This is a genomic window from Burkholderia sp. E168m23 (assembly GCF_016586125.1).
Lineage (GTDB): Bacteria > Pseudomonadota > Gammaproteobacteria > Burkholderiales > Burkholderiaceae > Burkholderia > Burkholderia orbicola.
On record NZ_BCPP01000059.1, the window covers coordinates 1 to 14073 of the forward strand.

The following is a 14073-nucleotide window of genomic DNA, read 5'->3' on the forward strand; positions in this document are numbered from 1 at the left end:
GACGATCTCCAGGCTCATGCCGAACGGATTGACGTAAGCGCCGATGACACGCGAGCAGACAGGCGTCGACAGCGGGCCGAGCAGGAACCCCACGCCGAACGGCAGGAACACGAGGCCCGCGCTCAGCGCGTCGACGTGCAATGCATTCTGCAGATACACGGAGAACAGCAGGAAGAACGTGCCGATCGAGTACAGCAGCAGCGCGATCAGCAACGCCCGGCCCAGCCCCGGGGCTCGGAGCGCGGTCGGGTCGAGCAGCGGTGCGCCGCCGCGGCTGCCCAGCCGGCGCTCGTAGCGCCAGAAGCCCCACGCGAGGGCCGGCACCGCGAGCAGCGACACCCATGCCCATGCCGGCCAGCTCGCTTCGCGCCCCTCGATCAGCGGCACGATCAGCGCGCCCAGTGTCAGCATCGATAGCGCGGTGCCGCCGAGGTCGAGCTTGCGCGCATGCTGTGCACGCGTTTCCTTCAGCAGCGGAATCCCGAACAGGACGACCAGAATCGCCAGCGGCAGGTTGACGAGGAAGATCGTGCGCCAGCCGAGGTTCAACAGATTCAGCGAGATCAGGATCCCGCCCAGCGCCTGCCCGACCACGGCGGCGAGGCCGAATACCGCGCCGTACAGGCTGAGCGCGAGCGGCTTTTCCGATTCGGGAAAGATCGCCTGGATCGACGCGAGCGCCTGCGGCGCCATGATCGCGGCCGTCACGCCCTGCAACGCGCGGCCGACGATGAGCGTCCACGGCGAACTCGCGAGGCCGCACAGCGTCGAGGCGATCGCAAAGCCGATCAAGCCGAGGAAAAACACGCGCCCGCGGCCGAACAGGTCGCCCAATCGTCCGCCGGTGATCAGCGTCACCGCGTACAGGCCCGCATACGACGAAATGACGAGTTGCTCGGCCGACGACGAGGCGCCCAGTTCCGCGCGAATCGACGGCAGGGCGACATTGACGATGAAGAAATCCAGCGGCGGCAGGAACGCGCCGACGAGCAGGACCGAAAACATGGCCCAGCGACGCGGGTCGGGTGATACGGGGTCATTCCGTGACATGGATGGCTCTCCATACGGAACCAATCGGTTCCAAATTGGGTAAAAAATATCAGTCGAGGATGCGCATCGTGCGGTCGACCAGCGCAAGCATGTCGTGCTCGGGGACGCCGGTTTTCCCCAGCACGCGCATGCCCTCGACCTGGCAGACGAGCAAACGCGCCAGCACCTGTTCGTCCTGCTCGGGGATCTCGCCGCTCGCCTGGCCGCGGACGATCGCGCCCGCATAGAGCTGCTGCAGGCGCCGGAACATGCGCCCGGTGCGTTCCGCGACATCGGCATCGCGCGCGGCCAGCTCGGTGGTCATCGCGACCGCGAGACAGCCGCGCCGGCCGGCCTCGCCAATGGACAGCCGGGCATAGCGCAACAGCGAGTCGCGAATGGCGTCCTTCACGGGGCCGGGTTGCGACAGGATGTCGGCGGTCGCCTTGAGCCCGTCGGCCATATACAGGTCGAGCGCCGCCAGCAGCAGCGCCTTCTTGTCGCCGAATGCCTTGTAGAGACTGCCGCGCGACAAGCCGGTGCCGGCGATCAGGTCGGGCAGGGACGCGCCCTCATAGCCACGATCCCAGAAAACGTCCATCGCGTCGCGCGCGGCATCGCCCAGTTCGAATTCGCGCGGACGGCCCACGCCAGCCGGATTTGCCATTGATCGGTTTCGCAAACGATGCGGTGCCTGAAGTTGGATTCATTATATGGACCGATCGGTTCCGATGTCAATGCGCGTAGCTTGACCGGACACGGCGACGGCCGTCCTCGCGGACGGCCCGGATTCATCCGTTCAGTCGAGCCCGCCCTGGCACAGGTACTTGATCGACAGATAATCGTCGAGCCCATAGCGCGAACCTTCGCGACCATAGCCCGATTCCTTCACGCCGCCGAACGGCGCGGCCTCGCTCGCGAGCGCGCCTTCGTTGATGCCGACGATGCCCGTTTCGAGCCGCGCCGACACGCGCGCGATGCGCCGCACGTCCTGCGTGTAGAAATACGCGGCGAGCCCGAACGGCGTGTCGTTCGCGGCGTCGACCGCTTCGTCCTCCGTATCGAAGCGAAACAGCGCGGCGACCGGGCCGAAGGTTTCCTCGCAAGTGAGCTGCATGTCGGCGGTGGCGTCGGCGAGCACCGTCGGCGCGTAGTAGTTCGCGCCGAGCTCGGTCAGGCGCTTGCCGCCCGCGAGCACGCGTGCGCCGCGTTCGACGGCATCGCCGACGTGGCGCGCGATCTTGTCGACCGCGCGCGCGTTGATCATCGGGCCGATCTGCGCGGCCGGGTCGGTCGCCGGCGCGACCTTCAACGCGGCGACGCGTGCGGCGAGCTTCGCGGCGAACGCGTCGTAGACGCCGGCCTGCACGTACACGCGGTTCGGCGATACGCAGGTCTGCCCGCCGTTGCGGAACTTGGCGGCCATCAGCCCGTCGACCGCGGCATCGAGCTCGGCGTCGTCGAACACGATGAACGGCGCATTGCCGCCGAGCTCCAGCGACAGCTTCTTCAACGTCGCCGCCGATTCGCGCGCGAGCAGCTTGCCGACGGGCGTCGAGCCGGTGAACGTGATCTTGCGCACGCGGCCGTCGGCGAGCCAGTCGGCCGCCGCGTCGATGCCGCGTTCGCGCGACGCGGTGATCAGGTTCAGCACACCGGCCGGCACGCCGGCTTCCTGCGCGAGCAACGCGAGCGCGAGCGCGGTCAGCGGCGTGTCCTCCGCCGGCTTCGCGACCACCGTGCAGCCGGCCGCGAGCGCGGGTGCGATCTTGCGCGCGATCATCGCGAGCGGGAAATTCCACGGCGTGATTGCCGCGACGACGCCGATCGGCTCCTTCACCGCGCTCAACCGCTTGCCGCGCTGCTGCTGCGGGATCAGGTCGCCGTACGTGCGCGTCGCTTCCTCGGCGAACCACAGCACGTACGATGCACCGTACGCGACTTCGCCGCGCGCTTCGGCAAGCGGCTTGCCCTGTTCGCGCGACATCAGCTTCGCGAGATCGTCGGTGTGCGCGACGATCGCCGCATGCCAGGCACGCAGGATCGCGGCGCGTTCGCGCGCGGGCGTCGCGCGCCACGCAGGCAGCGCGCGGGCCGCCGCGTCGGTCGCCGCGCGCGCGTCGGCGGCGCCGCTGTCGGGTGCGTGGGCAACGGTCTCGAGCGTGGCGGGATCGGTGACGGCGAAGCGGCGGCCGTCGAGCGCATCGCGCCAGGCGCCGTCGATCAGGTTGGCGGTGCGAACGAGTTCGGTTCGGGACAGCGTAAGCGGCATGACAGGTCCTTGAATGAAGCGGTTCGACAACGACGACGGAGCAGGCGCGACTCCCCCCGCGCGGGCAGCGGGCTGCCGCGTGACGGGATGACGCACACCGGGTGTCAGTGACGTTCGCCGAACAGCGATTCGAGCGGGTAGTGCCGTTTGACGAACGGCGACTTGATGATCACGTAACTGAAATACTTCTCGATGCCGATGTTCTGCTCGAGCAGCCCTTCGACGATCGTCTGGTAATGGCTCACGCTGCGCGTGATGAACTTCAGCAGGTAGTCGTAGCCGCCGCTCGCGAGGTGGCATTCGACGATCTCGTCGACGTTGCGGATCGCCGCGACGAAGCGGTCGAAATCCTCGCGCCGATGGTCGGCCAGCGTGACCTCGGTAAACACGACCTGCACGTCGCCGAGTTTCTCGAGCTGGATGTGCGCGCCGTAGCCGCCGATGTAACCGGCCTTCTCGAGCCGCTTCACGCGGATCAGGCATGGACTGGGCGACAGCCCGACCGCATCGGCCAGCTCGACGTTGGTCATGCGGCCGCGCTTCTGCAACTGGGAGAGGATGCGCAGGTCGATGCGATCCAGCTTGCTGTCCGTCATGTTCACGTGAGAAGGCAAAAATGGAATGTCCGGTTACTTTAGAGTCGAACGATGGCGGCCACAAGCCCGGCTTTCCCTTGGCCAGTCAGGCCGGCTGCGCGTGCGCGGCGTCGAGCGCGCGCTGCACGCCCGAATCGGCCAGCACGTCGTCGAGCGTCTTGCGCACGCGTTCGAACAGCAGGTCGAACTCGCCCGCGGTGAAACTCAGCGCCGGCGCGAAGCCGAGCACGCCATCGCCGAACGCGCGGAACACCACACCGTTCGCGTACGCGGCGGCCGCGATCTTGTCCGGCACGTTCAGCGCAGCGTCGAAGCGCGTCTTGTGCGCCTTGTCGGCTACCAGTTCGAGCGCGCCGAGCAGGCCGACCGAGCGGGCGTCGCCGACGAGCGGATGCGCGCGCAGCGCATCGAGCCCCGCGGCGAAGCGCGGCGCGAGCGCCTGGCCGTTCGCGAGCAGCCCGCCTTCGTGATAGAGCTTCAGCACCTCGAGGCCGATCGCCGCGCTCACCGGATGCGCGGAATACGTATGGCCGTGGCCGACCACGGGCGCATCGGCGCGGTCGCCAGCGATTCCTTCGTAGATTTCGTCGGACATCAGCACCGCGCCCATCGGCGCATAGCCGGCGGTCAATCCCTTCGCGACGGTCATCAGGTCGGGGTCGACCTGTTCGGCCTCGCAGGCGAACAGCGGGCCGGTGCGGCCGAAGCCGGTGATCACCTCGTCGGCGACGAACAGGATGCCGAGGCGCCGGCACGCGTCGCGCATCGCCTTCAGCCAGCCGGCCGGCGGCACGATCACGCCGCCCGAGCCTTGTACCGGCTCGCAGAAGAACGCGGCGACGTTGTCCGCGCCGAGTTCGGCGACCTTCGCTTCGAGTGCGGCGACCGACGCGGCGATCAGCGCCTGCGGATCGTCGCCGAGCGGATGGCGGTACGGGTAGGGCGACGGAATATGGTGCTGGTCCGCGCGCGGCAGGTCGAAATGGCGGTGGAACGCCGGCAGCGCGGTGAGGCCGGCGCCGAACGACGACGAGCCGTGATAGCCGCGCTCCAGCGCGATCATCTGCTTTTTCGACGGGCGGCCGGTCGCGTTGAAATAGTGCGTGATGAAGCGCACCGCGGAATCGACCGCGTCCGAGCCGCCGAGCGTGAAGTACACGCGGTTCAGCGACGGCGGCGCGAGCGCGGCGAGCCGTTCGGCGAGCTCGATCGCCGGCTGCGAGCCGAAATGGAAATAACCGGTCGCGTAGGGCAGCTTCGCCATCTGGTCGGCGGCGGCCTTCACGATGCTGTCGCGGCCGTAGCCGACGTTCACGCACCACAGGCCCGAGAACGCGTCGAGCAGCGTGTGACCGGCGGCGTCGCGCAGGAACACGCCGTCCGCGGATTCCAGCACGGTGACGCCGCGCGCTTCGTGCGCACGGTAATTGACGACGGGATGGATCAGGTGTTGACGATCGGCTTCGATCAGCGCGGCTTGGTTCATGGGAAGGCGGGACTCTCGTCAGGTGTCAGCGGTGAGTTCATGCTAACGGGCGAGAATTCCGCATGCGTCTTCAATTTGCGGCCCGAAACGTATGCGCGCGGCGTTTGCACGGGGCGCTTCGGCATTTTCTGCTGCGCGCCCGGCGGGCCGGGGCGCGCAGCAGGTCAGTAGCCGCGCGTGCGGTCGACGACGCCGATCATCGGCTGGCCCGCGCGATGGCGCGCGAGGTTCGCGAGCACCGCGTCGACCGCGGTGTCGGGCCGCGTCGCGCTGGCGATGTGCGGCGTGATGCGAATGCGCGGGTGCGTCCAGAACGGATGGCCGGGCGGCAGCGGTTCGGGGTCCGTCACGTCGAGGATCGCGCTGTCGAGGCGGCCGCTCGCGAGCGCCGCGAGCAGCGCCGCCGAATCCAGCTGCGGGCCGCGCCCGACCTGCACCAGCGATGCACCGGCCGGCAGCGCGTCGAACACGCGCGCGCCGAGCAGGCCGCGCGTGCTGTCGGTGAGCGGCAGCAGGCAGATCAGGATGTCGGTGCGGGCGAGGAACGCGTCGAGCGCCGCATCGCCCGCGTAGCAGTCGACGCCGTCGAGCGTGCGCGGCGTGCGGCTCCAGCCGGCGCACGGGAAACCGAAGCGCCGCAGCGTGTCGAGCACGGCCTGGCCGAGCGTGCCGAGCCCGAGCACGCCGACGCGCCGCGATGCGGCCGCGCGCACGGGATGCTCGCGCCACACCTGGTCGCGCTGCTGCGCCGCATAGTCGAACAGGTCGCGATGAATCGTCAGCACGGCCTGCGTCACGTATTCGACCATCCCTTCGACGATGCCCGGCTCGATCATCCGCACGACGGGGATGTGCGAAGGCACGCGCGACAGGTCGAACTGGTCGATGCCGGCGCCGACCGAGAACACGACCTCGAGATTCGGCAGCAGCGCGACCGGATCGTCCGGCGGCTGCCATGCGGCGAGATAGCGGACGGCTGCGGCGTCGCCGAGGTCCGGCCAGATCCGGAACGGCAGATCGGGCGCCTGTTGCGCGAAGCGCGCCGCCCACTGCGCGCCCCGCACCGGGTCGGCCTTGTAGAGAAAGCTCATCGTGCGCGCCCCCTCAACCGAGCGCCTGGTTCACGATCGCGAACGGGCGCAGCGCCGGGTCGCGGGCCGGCTGCGTGCCGCGCGCCATCGCGACGACGGTGTCGACGCGCGGCAGCCCGAGCCCCTGCAGCCAGTCGGACAGCCCGCTGTCGCCCGGCACGTCCAGCCGCACGAACATGCCCTCGTGCAGCGCGAGCCAGTGGCTGATCAGCGCCTGAGCGCGCAGCGCATCGGGCGCGACCACCGGGCCGATCACGTGGCCGCGGCCGAAGCGGCGGAACAGCGCGAAGCCGAGCAGCTCGCCGTCGCGATCGAGCGCGATGCCGTTCGCGACGTCGAGCAGCGCGTCGATCACCGCGCCGCGCTCGTAGCCGGCCGCGCGCGATGCGAGCGCGGCGAGGCGCGGCCCGTCGTTGGTGCCGAGCGGGCGCAGCCGCTCGCCGGGCGGCAGCGAGATCAGCGGCGGCTGGAACGCGGCGCCCTGGTGCTGATCGACCGTGCCGATCGCTGCGAAGCCGAACTTCGCGTAGAGCGGTTCGCCGGACGGCGTCGCATGCAAAAACACGGTCCGCTCACCGAGGCTGTCGACCACGCGGGTCATCAGCTCGCGGCCGATGCCGCAGCCCTGGCGCTCGGGCGACACGATCACCATGCCGAGGGACGCATGCGCGTCGTCGAAGCGCCAGCCGAGCGCGGTGCCGACGACGCCGGATTCATCCTCGGCGACGAAGCCGCCGCCGAGCTGGAACGCGAAGCGCCAGTCGTCGATGCGGTGCGGCCACTTGACGGCTTCCGACAGACGATGCGCAGCGGGCAGGTCCGTTTCGGTGAACGGGCGATAGGTAAGCGTGCGGGAAGGATTGAGGTCGGACACGCCGGACTCCGGATGGGTGGAAATGACAGGTCGACTCTGCCAGCGCGGGTGCGGCGCGGATAGGACGATTCGCCTGTTTTCGAGGTGCGGCGGCCGCTCGCGCACGATCGATGCAAACCCGCATGATCGGCGCGCACGAACGCGCGGATCGTGCCGGCGCGGCCGGCCAATCCGGCCACTCCTGCTGTGGGAATGCCTCTACGATGCATGCACGGCGGCGCTGCCGCCTGCCGAAGGGCCGCACCGGCAGGCGCGCCCGCCGCGGTGGCGCGGCGCTCATTGGCCGGCGCCGCGGCGCCACGCCCGATCGCACCGCAGATCGTGCTGCATGCGCCAGGCAACACGCGGCGATTCTGCGTTTTGAGCGGCGCCGAACGATGCGCGAACGACTTTTTGCCCTGATTCAATTTCGTTGAACCCAGCCCATCCCCGGCCCTGCCGGGGCTTCACACCGACAGGACCCGACCATGATCCAGTTTGAACCGAAGTACATCACCTTCGACTGCTACGGCACGCTGACCCATTTCCGGATGGCCGAGACGGCGCGCGAAATCTACGCGGACCGGCTGTCGCCGGCCACGATGGAGGCCTTCGTGCGCGCGTTCGCCGCCTATCGGCTCGACGAGGTGCTCGGCGCGTGGAAGCCGTACCGCGACGTCGTCGTCAACTCGGTCCGCCGCACCTGTGCGCGACTCGGCGTGACGTTCGACGAAGCCGAGGCCGAGCTTTTCTATCATGCGGTGCCGACCTGGGGCCCGCATCCGGACGTGCCGGCCGGGCTGTCGCGGCTGGCGTCGAAGTACAAGCTCGTGATCCTGTCGAACGCGATGGACGAGCAGATCATGAGCAACGTCGACAAGCTCGGCGCGCCGTTCCATGCGGTGTTCACCGCGCAGCAGGCGCAATCGTACAAGCCGCGGATGCAGGGCTTCGAATACATGTTCGACAAGCTCGGCTGCAAGCCCGAGGACGTGCTGCACGTATCGTCGAGCCTGCGCTACGACCTGATGACGGCCGAGGATCTGGGGATCAAGCACAAGGCGTTCGTGAACCGCGGCCACGAGCCGGGCACGCCGTTCTACAACTATTACGAAGTGTCGGACATCGGCCAGCTCGCGACGCAGCTGGGGCTGTAAGCCGGTTCGTCGATCGCCATGACGTGACGGGACGCGGCCGCGAGGCCGCCGGGGCCCGTCGCGTCGCGTCCCGGCGCGCGTTCGATCAGCGCACGGAGCGAGGGTAATTACCGATATTGAATCGTTCAAGGCCGGGCTGCCCAGGCCGATATATGTACCGAACGGTTAATATTGCGAGGCCCCCGCATGAAGTTGTCCACCAAACTGCTGATGCTCGTCGTCGCGGCGCTGCTCGGTATCGTCCTGCTCGCCGCGTTGTCGCTGCACACGCTGCGCGACGCGCTGATCGACAGCCGCCGCGAAGAGATCGTCATTCTGCTGACCAAGGCCGAGCACCTGGTCGATTCGTATCGCGCGATGCAGACGAGCGGCACGCTCACGCAGGAGCAGGCGCAGCAGCAGGCCAAGGCCGCGCTGGCGGCGCTCAACGCGAATTCGAAGAGCTACTTCTGGGTCACGACGTCCGACGGCGTCAACCTCGTCCATCCGAACGCGAAGTTCATCGGCACGCGCGCGAAGGGCAACCGCACGACCAGCGGCATGACCGACAGCGAGGCGTACCGCGCGGGCATGGCGCAGGCGCATTTCGCGCTCGTCGACGTGCTGATCAAGCGCAGCCCCGACGCGGACCTCGAGCCGAAGCTGCAGGGCGTGGTCGCGATTCCGGACTGGGACTGGTGGATCGGCACGGGATTCTTCTACGATGACATCAATGCGGCGTTTACCCGGCTCGCGACGGTGCTGGGCGTCGTCACGCTCGTCATTGCCGCGGCGCTCGCGGCGATTGCATGGGGTGTGCTGCGCAGCGTCAGGCGCACGCTGGGCGGCGAGCCCGCGCAGGCGGCGCAGATCGCGGCCCGCATCGCCGCCGGCGAACTGGACGTGCAGTTCGATACGGCGCATGCCGCGCCCGGCAGCCTGCTCGTCGCGCTGGGCGACATGAAGGCGCGGCTGACCGACACCATCGCCGAAATCCAGACCACGACCCACTCGATCGCCACCGGCACCGGCGAGATCGCGCAAGGCAACCTGGATCTGTCGCAGCGCACGGAGCAGCAGGCCGCGTCGCTGCAGGAGACGGCCGCCAGCATGGAGCAGATGACGTCCACGGTCAAACAGAACGCCGACAACGCACGCCAGGCGAATGCGCTCGTGACCCAGGCGAAGGATGCGACCGAACTGGGCGGCGCCGCCGTGCAGGCGGTCGTCGAAACGATGCGGCAGATCTCGGATGGATCGGTGCGGATCGCCGACATTACCGTCGTCATCGAAAGCATCGCATTCCAGACCAACATCCTGGCGCTCAACGCCGCGGTGGAAGCCGCGCGGGCCGGCGAGGAGGGGCGCGGGTTCGCCGTCGTCGCATCGGAAGTCCGCTCGCTCGCGCAACGCAGCGCCGCGGCCGCGAAGGACATCAAGGGATTGATCGACGCGTCGGTCGAGCGGGCCGGCAGCGGCAGCCGGCTCGTCGAGACGGCCGGTGAGCGCATGACGGAGATCGTCCGGTCGATCGACCGGGTGGCCGACATCATGGGCGAGATTTCGGCGGCATCGGTCGAGCAAAGCACCGGTATCGAACAGATCGGGCTGGCGGTCGCGCAAATGGACGAAGTCACCCAGCAGAACGCCGCGCTCGTCGAGCAGGCGGCCGCCGCCGCATCGTCGCTGGACGAGCAGGCGGCGCGCCTGCGGGCCGCCGTGTCGGTATTCCGGCTCGCTGCGTGACGGCTTCGTGCCGCTCGCTGGCAGCCGGCGCATCATTCAACCTCCTTCACGCCGAGCCGGCGCACGCCCGGCGTGCGCGCCGGGATGCCGGTGACGGACGCGTCGCCGCACGGGGTCACCACGGTTCCTGACGGCTGCACGGCTCGCGTGCGCCCGCTCCCCGGGCAGTCCCGTCCTCTTCCCGCCTTATCGCCAAGCCGCTCCTATCGAGCGGCATTCTTCTGAACTTTCATCCGCGGCGTGCCGTCGCCGACGCCCGTGCATGCGGCGATCTGCCGCAGCGCGCCGCGCGTTTCAGCCGTCGTCGGCATGCAAGCCCCCATTCGATACAAACGTGCGGTTTGCGCGAGCCAAACGCGCGCCGGATGCCGAACGGGCAATTTTGTCGACGCAATCTGCGGCGGCTGCGGCCTTACGATTTCCTGCATCGACACGGGTTCGGCAGCCGCCGCGACACACCGCCGGGCACACGGCGACACGGATGCGCATGCAGCAATTCATGCTGCGCGGGCGGCTCAAAACGGTCGATTCGTATCGTGCGGGCCGCCCGAATCGCGACAAACCGCATTTTGGCGATGCTTAAATGAATTGCATGTGTACGACGTCGCGTCCGCCACCAGCAAGCGGACGCAGCGGGATTGAACAACCACGCTGGACCCTTGGACCCACTTTCCACAGTCAGGAGCAGTTCGGATGAGCGACGATATCGACAACGGCGGCAAGGGCGGCTTCACGCGCCGCGACATGATGAAGGTCATGGCGGCGGGCGGCATGATGGCCGCCGGCGCCGGCGGACTGCTGATGACCCCCGACTCCGCCTTCGCCGCGCCCGCGCCGAAGCGCGGCGGCAAGATCAGGGTCGCGAACGAAGCCGGCTCGACGGCCGATACGCTCGACCCGGCCAAGGGTTCGACGGGCGCGGACTATACCCGCTTCTTCATGTTCTACAGCGGCCTCACGCAGCTCGATGCGAGCCTGACGCCGCAGATGAACCTCGCCGAGTCGCTGCAGACGACCGATGCGAAGACCTGGATCATCAAGCTGCGCAAGGGCGTCACGTTCCACGACGGCAAGCCGGTCGGCCCGGCCGACGTGGTGTATTCGCTGATGCGCCACAAGAACCCGGCCACCGCATCGAAGGTCAAGCCGCTCGCCGAACAGTTCGCGGAGGCGAAGGCGACCGGCCCCGACGAAGTCACGTTGACGCTCGCCAGCGCGAACGCGGACCTGCCGGTGATCCTCGCGACGCCGCAGCTCGTGATCGTCAAGGACGGCACGACCGACTTCAGCACCGGCATCGGCTGCGGCCCGTACAAGCTCAAGTCGTTCAAGCCGGGCGTGTCGACCGTCGGCGTGCGCAACGACAGCTACTTCAAGCCGGGCAAGCCGTATCTCGACGAGATCGAGCTGATCGGCATCAGCGACAGCGCCGCGCGCCTGAACGCGCTGCTGTCGGGCGACGTGCACCTGATCAACGCGATCGATCCGCGCTCGACGCAGCGGGTCTCGTCGACGCCCGGCTACGCGCTGAAGGAAACCAAGTCGGGCCTCTACACCGACCTGATCATGCGCAGCGACAACCCGATCGTCGCGAACCCCGATTTCGTCGAAGGGATGAAGTACCTGTTCGATCGCGAACAGCTTCGCACGGCGGTGTTCCGCGGCTACTCGGTGATCGGCAACGACCAGCCGATTCCGCCGGGGCATCGTTACTTCAACGCGTCGCTGCCGCAGCGTGCGCACGATCCGGACAAGGCGAAGTTCCTGCTCCAGAAGGCCGGGGCGCTCGGCGCCACGCTGCCGCCGATCTATGCGACGTCCGACGCGAACGGGTCGATCGAAATGGCCGTGCTGCTGCAGCAGGCCGGCCAGAAGATCGGGCTGAACCTGCAGGTCAACCGCGCGTCGCCCGACGGCTACTGGTCGAACCACTGGATGAAGCACCCGCTCACGTTCGGCAACATCAACCCGCGCTCGAGCGCCGACGTGCTGTTCACGCAGTTCTTCAAGTCGGATGCACCGTGGAACGAATCGGGCTGGAAGAACGCGAAGTTCGACCAGCTGCTGCTCGCCGCGCGCTCGGAAACCGATGACGCGAAGCGCAAGCAGATGTACGGCGACATGCAGGTGATCGTGTCGCAGCAGGGCCGGGTCGGCATTCCGGCGTTCATCAGCTTCCTCGACGGGTACGACAAGCGGCTCGCGGGCCTCGGTTCGATCCCGACCGGCGGGATGATGGGCTTCATGTTCGCCGAGAACGTGTGGTGGAACGCATGACGTTGTGGTTGGCCGCCGCCGCGCGGCCGGTGCGGACCCCCGCGCCGGCCACGCGCGGTTTTTTCGGGAGTGTCGCTCCATGAACCGAATTCTCATCGGGCTGATCGGCCGGCGCATCGCGGTCACCGCGCTGACGCTGCTGATCGTGTCCGCGATCATCTTCACGATCACGAACCTGCTGCCGGGCGACGCCGCGCAGGCCGCGCTCGGCCAGTCCGCGACGCCGGAGACGGTCGCCGCGCTGCGCCAGCAGTTCGGTCTCGACATGCCGGCGCACGTGCGCTACCTGCACTGGCTCGCCGGGCTGCTGCACGGCGACTTCGGCCGGTCGTTTTCCGGCGACATGCCGGTGTCGGAGCTGATCGGCGGGCGCCTGCCGAAGTCGCTCGCGCTGGCGGCGATCACGACCGCCGTGTCGGTGCCGATCGCGCTGCTGCTCGGCATCCTCGCGGCGGTCAAGCGCGAGTCGGTGGTCGACCGCGTGATCAGCCTCGGCACGCTGTCGCTCGTCGCGACGCCGGAATTCCTGATCGCGACGGTCGCCGTGCTCGTGTTCGCGGTGAAGCTGCACTGGCTGTCCGCGCTGTCGTACAGCGGCCCGATCGAAAGCCTGCACGATTTCCTGCGTGCGTATGCGATGCCGGTGCTGACGCTGTGCGCGGTCGTGATCGCGCAGATGGCGCGGATGACGCGCGCCGCGGTGATCGAGCAATTGAGCGCGTCGTACGTCGAGATGGCCACGTTGAAGGGCGCGAGCCCCGCGCGCGTCGTGCTACGCCATGCGTTGCCCAACGCGATCGGCCCGATCGCCAACGCGATCGCGCTGAGCCTGTCGTATCTGCTCGGCGGCGTGATCGTCGTCGAGACGATCTTCAACTATCCGGGCCTCGCGAGCCTGATGGTCGATGCCGTCAGCAATCGCGATTTCCCGTTGGTCCAGGCGTGCACGCTGATCTTCTGCGTCGCTTACCTGACGCTCGTGCTGTTCGCCGACCTGTGCTCGATCGTGTCGAACCCGCGACTGCGCACCTGAGTGTTTCGTCTTTCTTCCGAGATGCCGCCCATGCAACCGATCGAACCCGTACAACGCAGCAGCGCGCTGCCGCCCTCCGGCGACCCGCCCCTGGGGCGGGGCAGCATGCCGCCTGCCGCCCCGGCCCCCGACCAGCCGCGCAAGCGCCGCGGCGCGCGCATCGCGTTGACGACCGGCGGCCGCGTCGGCCTGTCGATGGTCGGCCTGATGCTGTTCGTCGCGGTGTTCGCACCGCTGATCGCGCCGCATGACGTCGGCGCGATCGTCACGCCGGACGTGTTCGCGCCGTTCAGCGCGAAGCTGCCGTTCGGCTCCGACTTCCTGGGCCGCGACATGCTGAGCCGAATCCTGTACGGCGCGCGGCTGACCGTGCTGCTCGCGCTGGCCGCGGTGCTGCTCGCCGCGGTGACCGGCACGACGCTCGGGCTGCTCGCGACCGTGTCGGGCCGCGCGGTCGACGAGACGATGAGCCGGCTGCTCGATGCGCTCACGTCGATTCCGTCGAAGATGTTCGCGCTGATGCTCGTCGCCGCGTTCGGCTCGTCGCTGCCGCT

At 68.5% G+C, this 14073-nt stretch carries 13 protein-coding genes; 5 read left to right on the plus strand and 8 right to left on the minus strand.

Annotated features, from left to right (window positions below):
• The 7 genes from JMF90_RS05300 to JMF90_RS05330 all read right to left on the minus strand — a co-directional run.
• The coding region (locus tag JMF90_RS05300) for an MFS transporter (RefSeq protein ID WP_201324977.1) at positions 1–1050 on the minus strand (1050 nt) is incomplete at its 3' end.
• 49 nt (positions 1051–1099) lie between these two features.
• On the minus strand, positions 1100–1696 hold the full coding sequence (locus tag JMF90_RS05305) for a TetR/AcrR family transcriptional regulator (protein ID WP_011549847.1): 597 nt from the start codon (positions 1694–1696) through the stop codon (positions 1100–1102).
• A gap of 132 nt (positions 1697–1828) precedes the next feature.
• The gene (locus tag JMF90_RS05310) at positions 1829–3301 is read right to left on the minus strand and encodes an NAD-dependent succinate-semialdehyde dehydrogenase (protein WP_011549846.1); all 1473 of its coding nucleotides are present in this window, start codon (positions 3299–3301) and stop codon (positions 1829–1831) included.
• A gap of 104 nt (positions 3302–3405) precedes the next feature.
• The gene (locus tag JMF90_RS05315) at positions 3406–3897 is read right to left on the minus strand and encodes an Lrp/AsnC family transcriptional regulator (protein WP_006749694.1); all 492 of its coding nucleotides are present in this window, start codon (positions 3895–3897) and stop codon (positions 3406–3408) included.
• Positions 3898–3982: 85 nt separating this feature from the next.
• Positions 3983–5383 carry an aspartate aminotransferase family protein gene (locus tag JMF90_RS05320; protein WP_011549845.1) on the minus strand — a complete coding sequence of 467 codons (1401 nt, stop codon included), beginning with the start codon at positions 5381–5383 and terminating at the stop codon, positions 3983–3985.
• 164 nt (positions 5384–5547) lie between these two features.
• Positions 5548–6474, minus strand: a complete 927-nt coding sequence (locus JMF90_RS05325) for a glyoxylate/hydroxypyruvate reductase A (protein ID WP_011695041.1) — start codon at positions 6472–6474, stop codon at positions 5548–5550.
• A gap of 13 nt (positions 6475–6487) precedes the next feature.
• Positions 6488–7348, minus strand: coding sequence for a GNAT family N-acetyltransferase (locus tag JMF90_RS05330; protein ID WP_011549843.1), 861 nt, complete (start codon positions 7346–7348; stop codon positions 6488–6490).
• A 467-nt stretch (positions 7349–7815) separates the two neighbouring features.
• Between JMF90_RS05330 and JMF90_RS05335 the strand changes: the two genes are divergently transcribed.
• Complete coding sequence (locus JMF90_RS05335) at positions 7816–8484, plus strand: haloacid dehalogenase type II (RefSeq protein WP_011549842.1); 669 nt, start codon at positions 7816–7818, stop codon at positions 8482–8484.
• A 186-nt stretch (positions 8485–8670) separates the two neighbouring features.
• Positions 8671–10209, plus strand: a complete 1539-nt coding sequence (locus tag JMF90_RS05340) for a methyl-accepting chemotaxis protein (protein WP_011549841.1) — start codon at positions 8671–8673, stop codon at positions 10207–10209.
• 203 nt (positions 10210–10412) lie between these two features.
• Here JMF90_RS05340 and JMF90_RS05345 read toward each other — a convergent pair whose 3' ends face one another.
• On the minus strand, positions 10413–10637 hold the full coding sequence (locus tag JMF90_RS05345) for a hypothetical protein (RefSeq protein WP_127479536.1): 225 nt from the start codon (positions 10635–10637) through the stop codon (positions 10413–10415).
• Positions 10638–10902: 265 nt separating this feature from the next.
• Here JMF90_RS05345 and JMF90_RS05350 point away from each other — a divergent pair, with 265 nt between their 5' ends.
• The 3 genes from JMF90_RS05350 to JMF90_RS05360 form a co-directional block, all read left to right on the plus strand.
• Complete coding sequence (locus tag JMF90_RS05350) at positions 10903–12486, plus strand: ABC transporter substrate-binding protein (protein WP_011549839.1); 1584 nt, start codon at positions 10903–10905, stop codon at positions 12484–12486.
• A 79-nt stretch (positions 12487–12565) separates the two neighbouring features.
• Entirely contained in the window at positions 12566–13519 is a 954-nt protein-coding gene (locus tag JMF90_RS05355) for an ABC transporter permease (RefSeq protein WP_011549838.1), read from the plus strand.
• Positions 13520–13549: 30 nt separating this feature from the next.
• Positions 13550–14073: ABC transporter permease (locus JMF90_RS05360; protein WP_374104235.1), on the plus strand; the 524-nt coding region annotated here is incomplete at its 3' end.

Coding starts and splice junctions, on each gene's coding strand:
- JMF90_RS05315 (WP_006749694.1), bottom strand. CDS start 3,897: ATGACGGACAGCAAGCTGGATCGCATCGACCTGCGCATCCTCTCCCAG.
- JMF90_RS05335 (WP_011549842.1), top strand. CDS start 7,816: ATGATCCAGTTTGAACCGAAGTACATCACCTTCGACTGCTACGGCACG.
- JMF90_RS05310 (WP_011549846.1), bottom strand. CDS start 3,301: ATGCCGCTTACGCTGTCCCGAACCGAACTCGTTCGCACCGCCAACCTG.
- JMF90_RS05340 (WP_011549841.1), top strand. CDS start 8,671: ATGAAGTTGTCCACCAAACTGCTGATGCTCGTCGTCGCGGCGCTGCTC.
- JMF90_RS05355 (WP_011549838.1), top strand. CDS start 12,566: ATGAACCGAATTCTCATCGGGCTGATCGGCCGGCGCATCGCGGTCACC.
- JMF90_RS05345 (WP_127479536.1), bottom strand. CDS start 10,637: ATGCAGGAAATCGTAAGGCCGCAGCCGCCGCAGATTGCGTCGACAAAA.
- JMF90_RS05325 (WP_011695041.1), bottom strand. CDS start 6,474: ATGAGCTTTCTCTACAAGGCCGACCCGGTGCGGGGCGCGCAGTGGGCG.
- JMF90_RS05320 (WP_011549845.1), bottom strand. CDS start 5,383: ATGAACCAAGCCGCGCTGATCGAAGCCGATCGTCAACACCTGATCCAT.
- JMF90_RS05305 (WP_011549847.1), bottom strand. CDS start 1,696: ATGGCAAATCCGGCTGGCGTGGGCCGTCCGCGCGAATTCGAACTGGGC.
- JMF90_RS05350 (WP_011549839.1), top strand. CDS start 10,903: ATGAGCGACGATATCGACAACGGCGGCAAGGGCGGCTTCACGCGCCGC.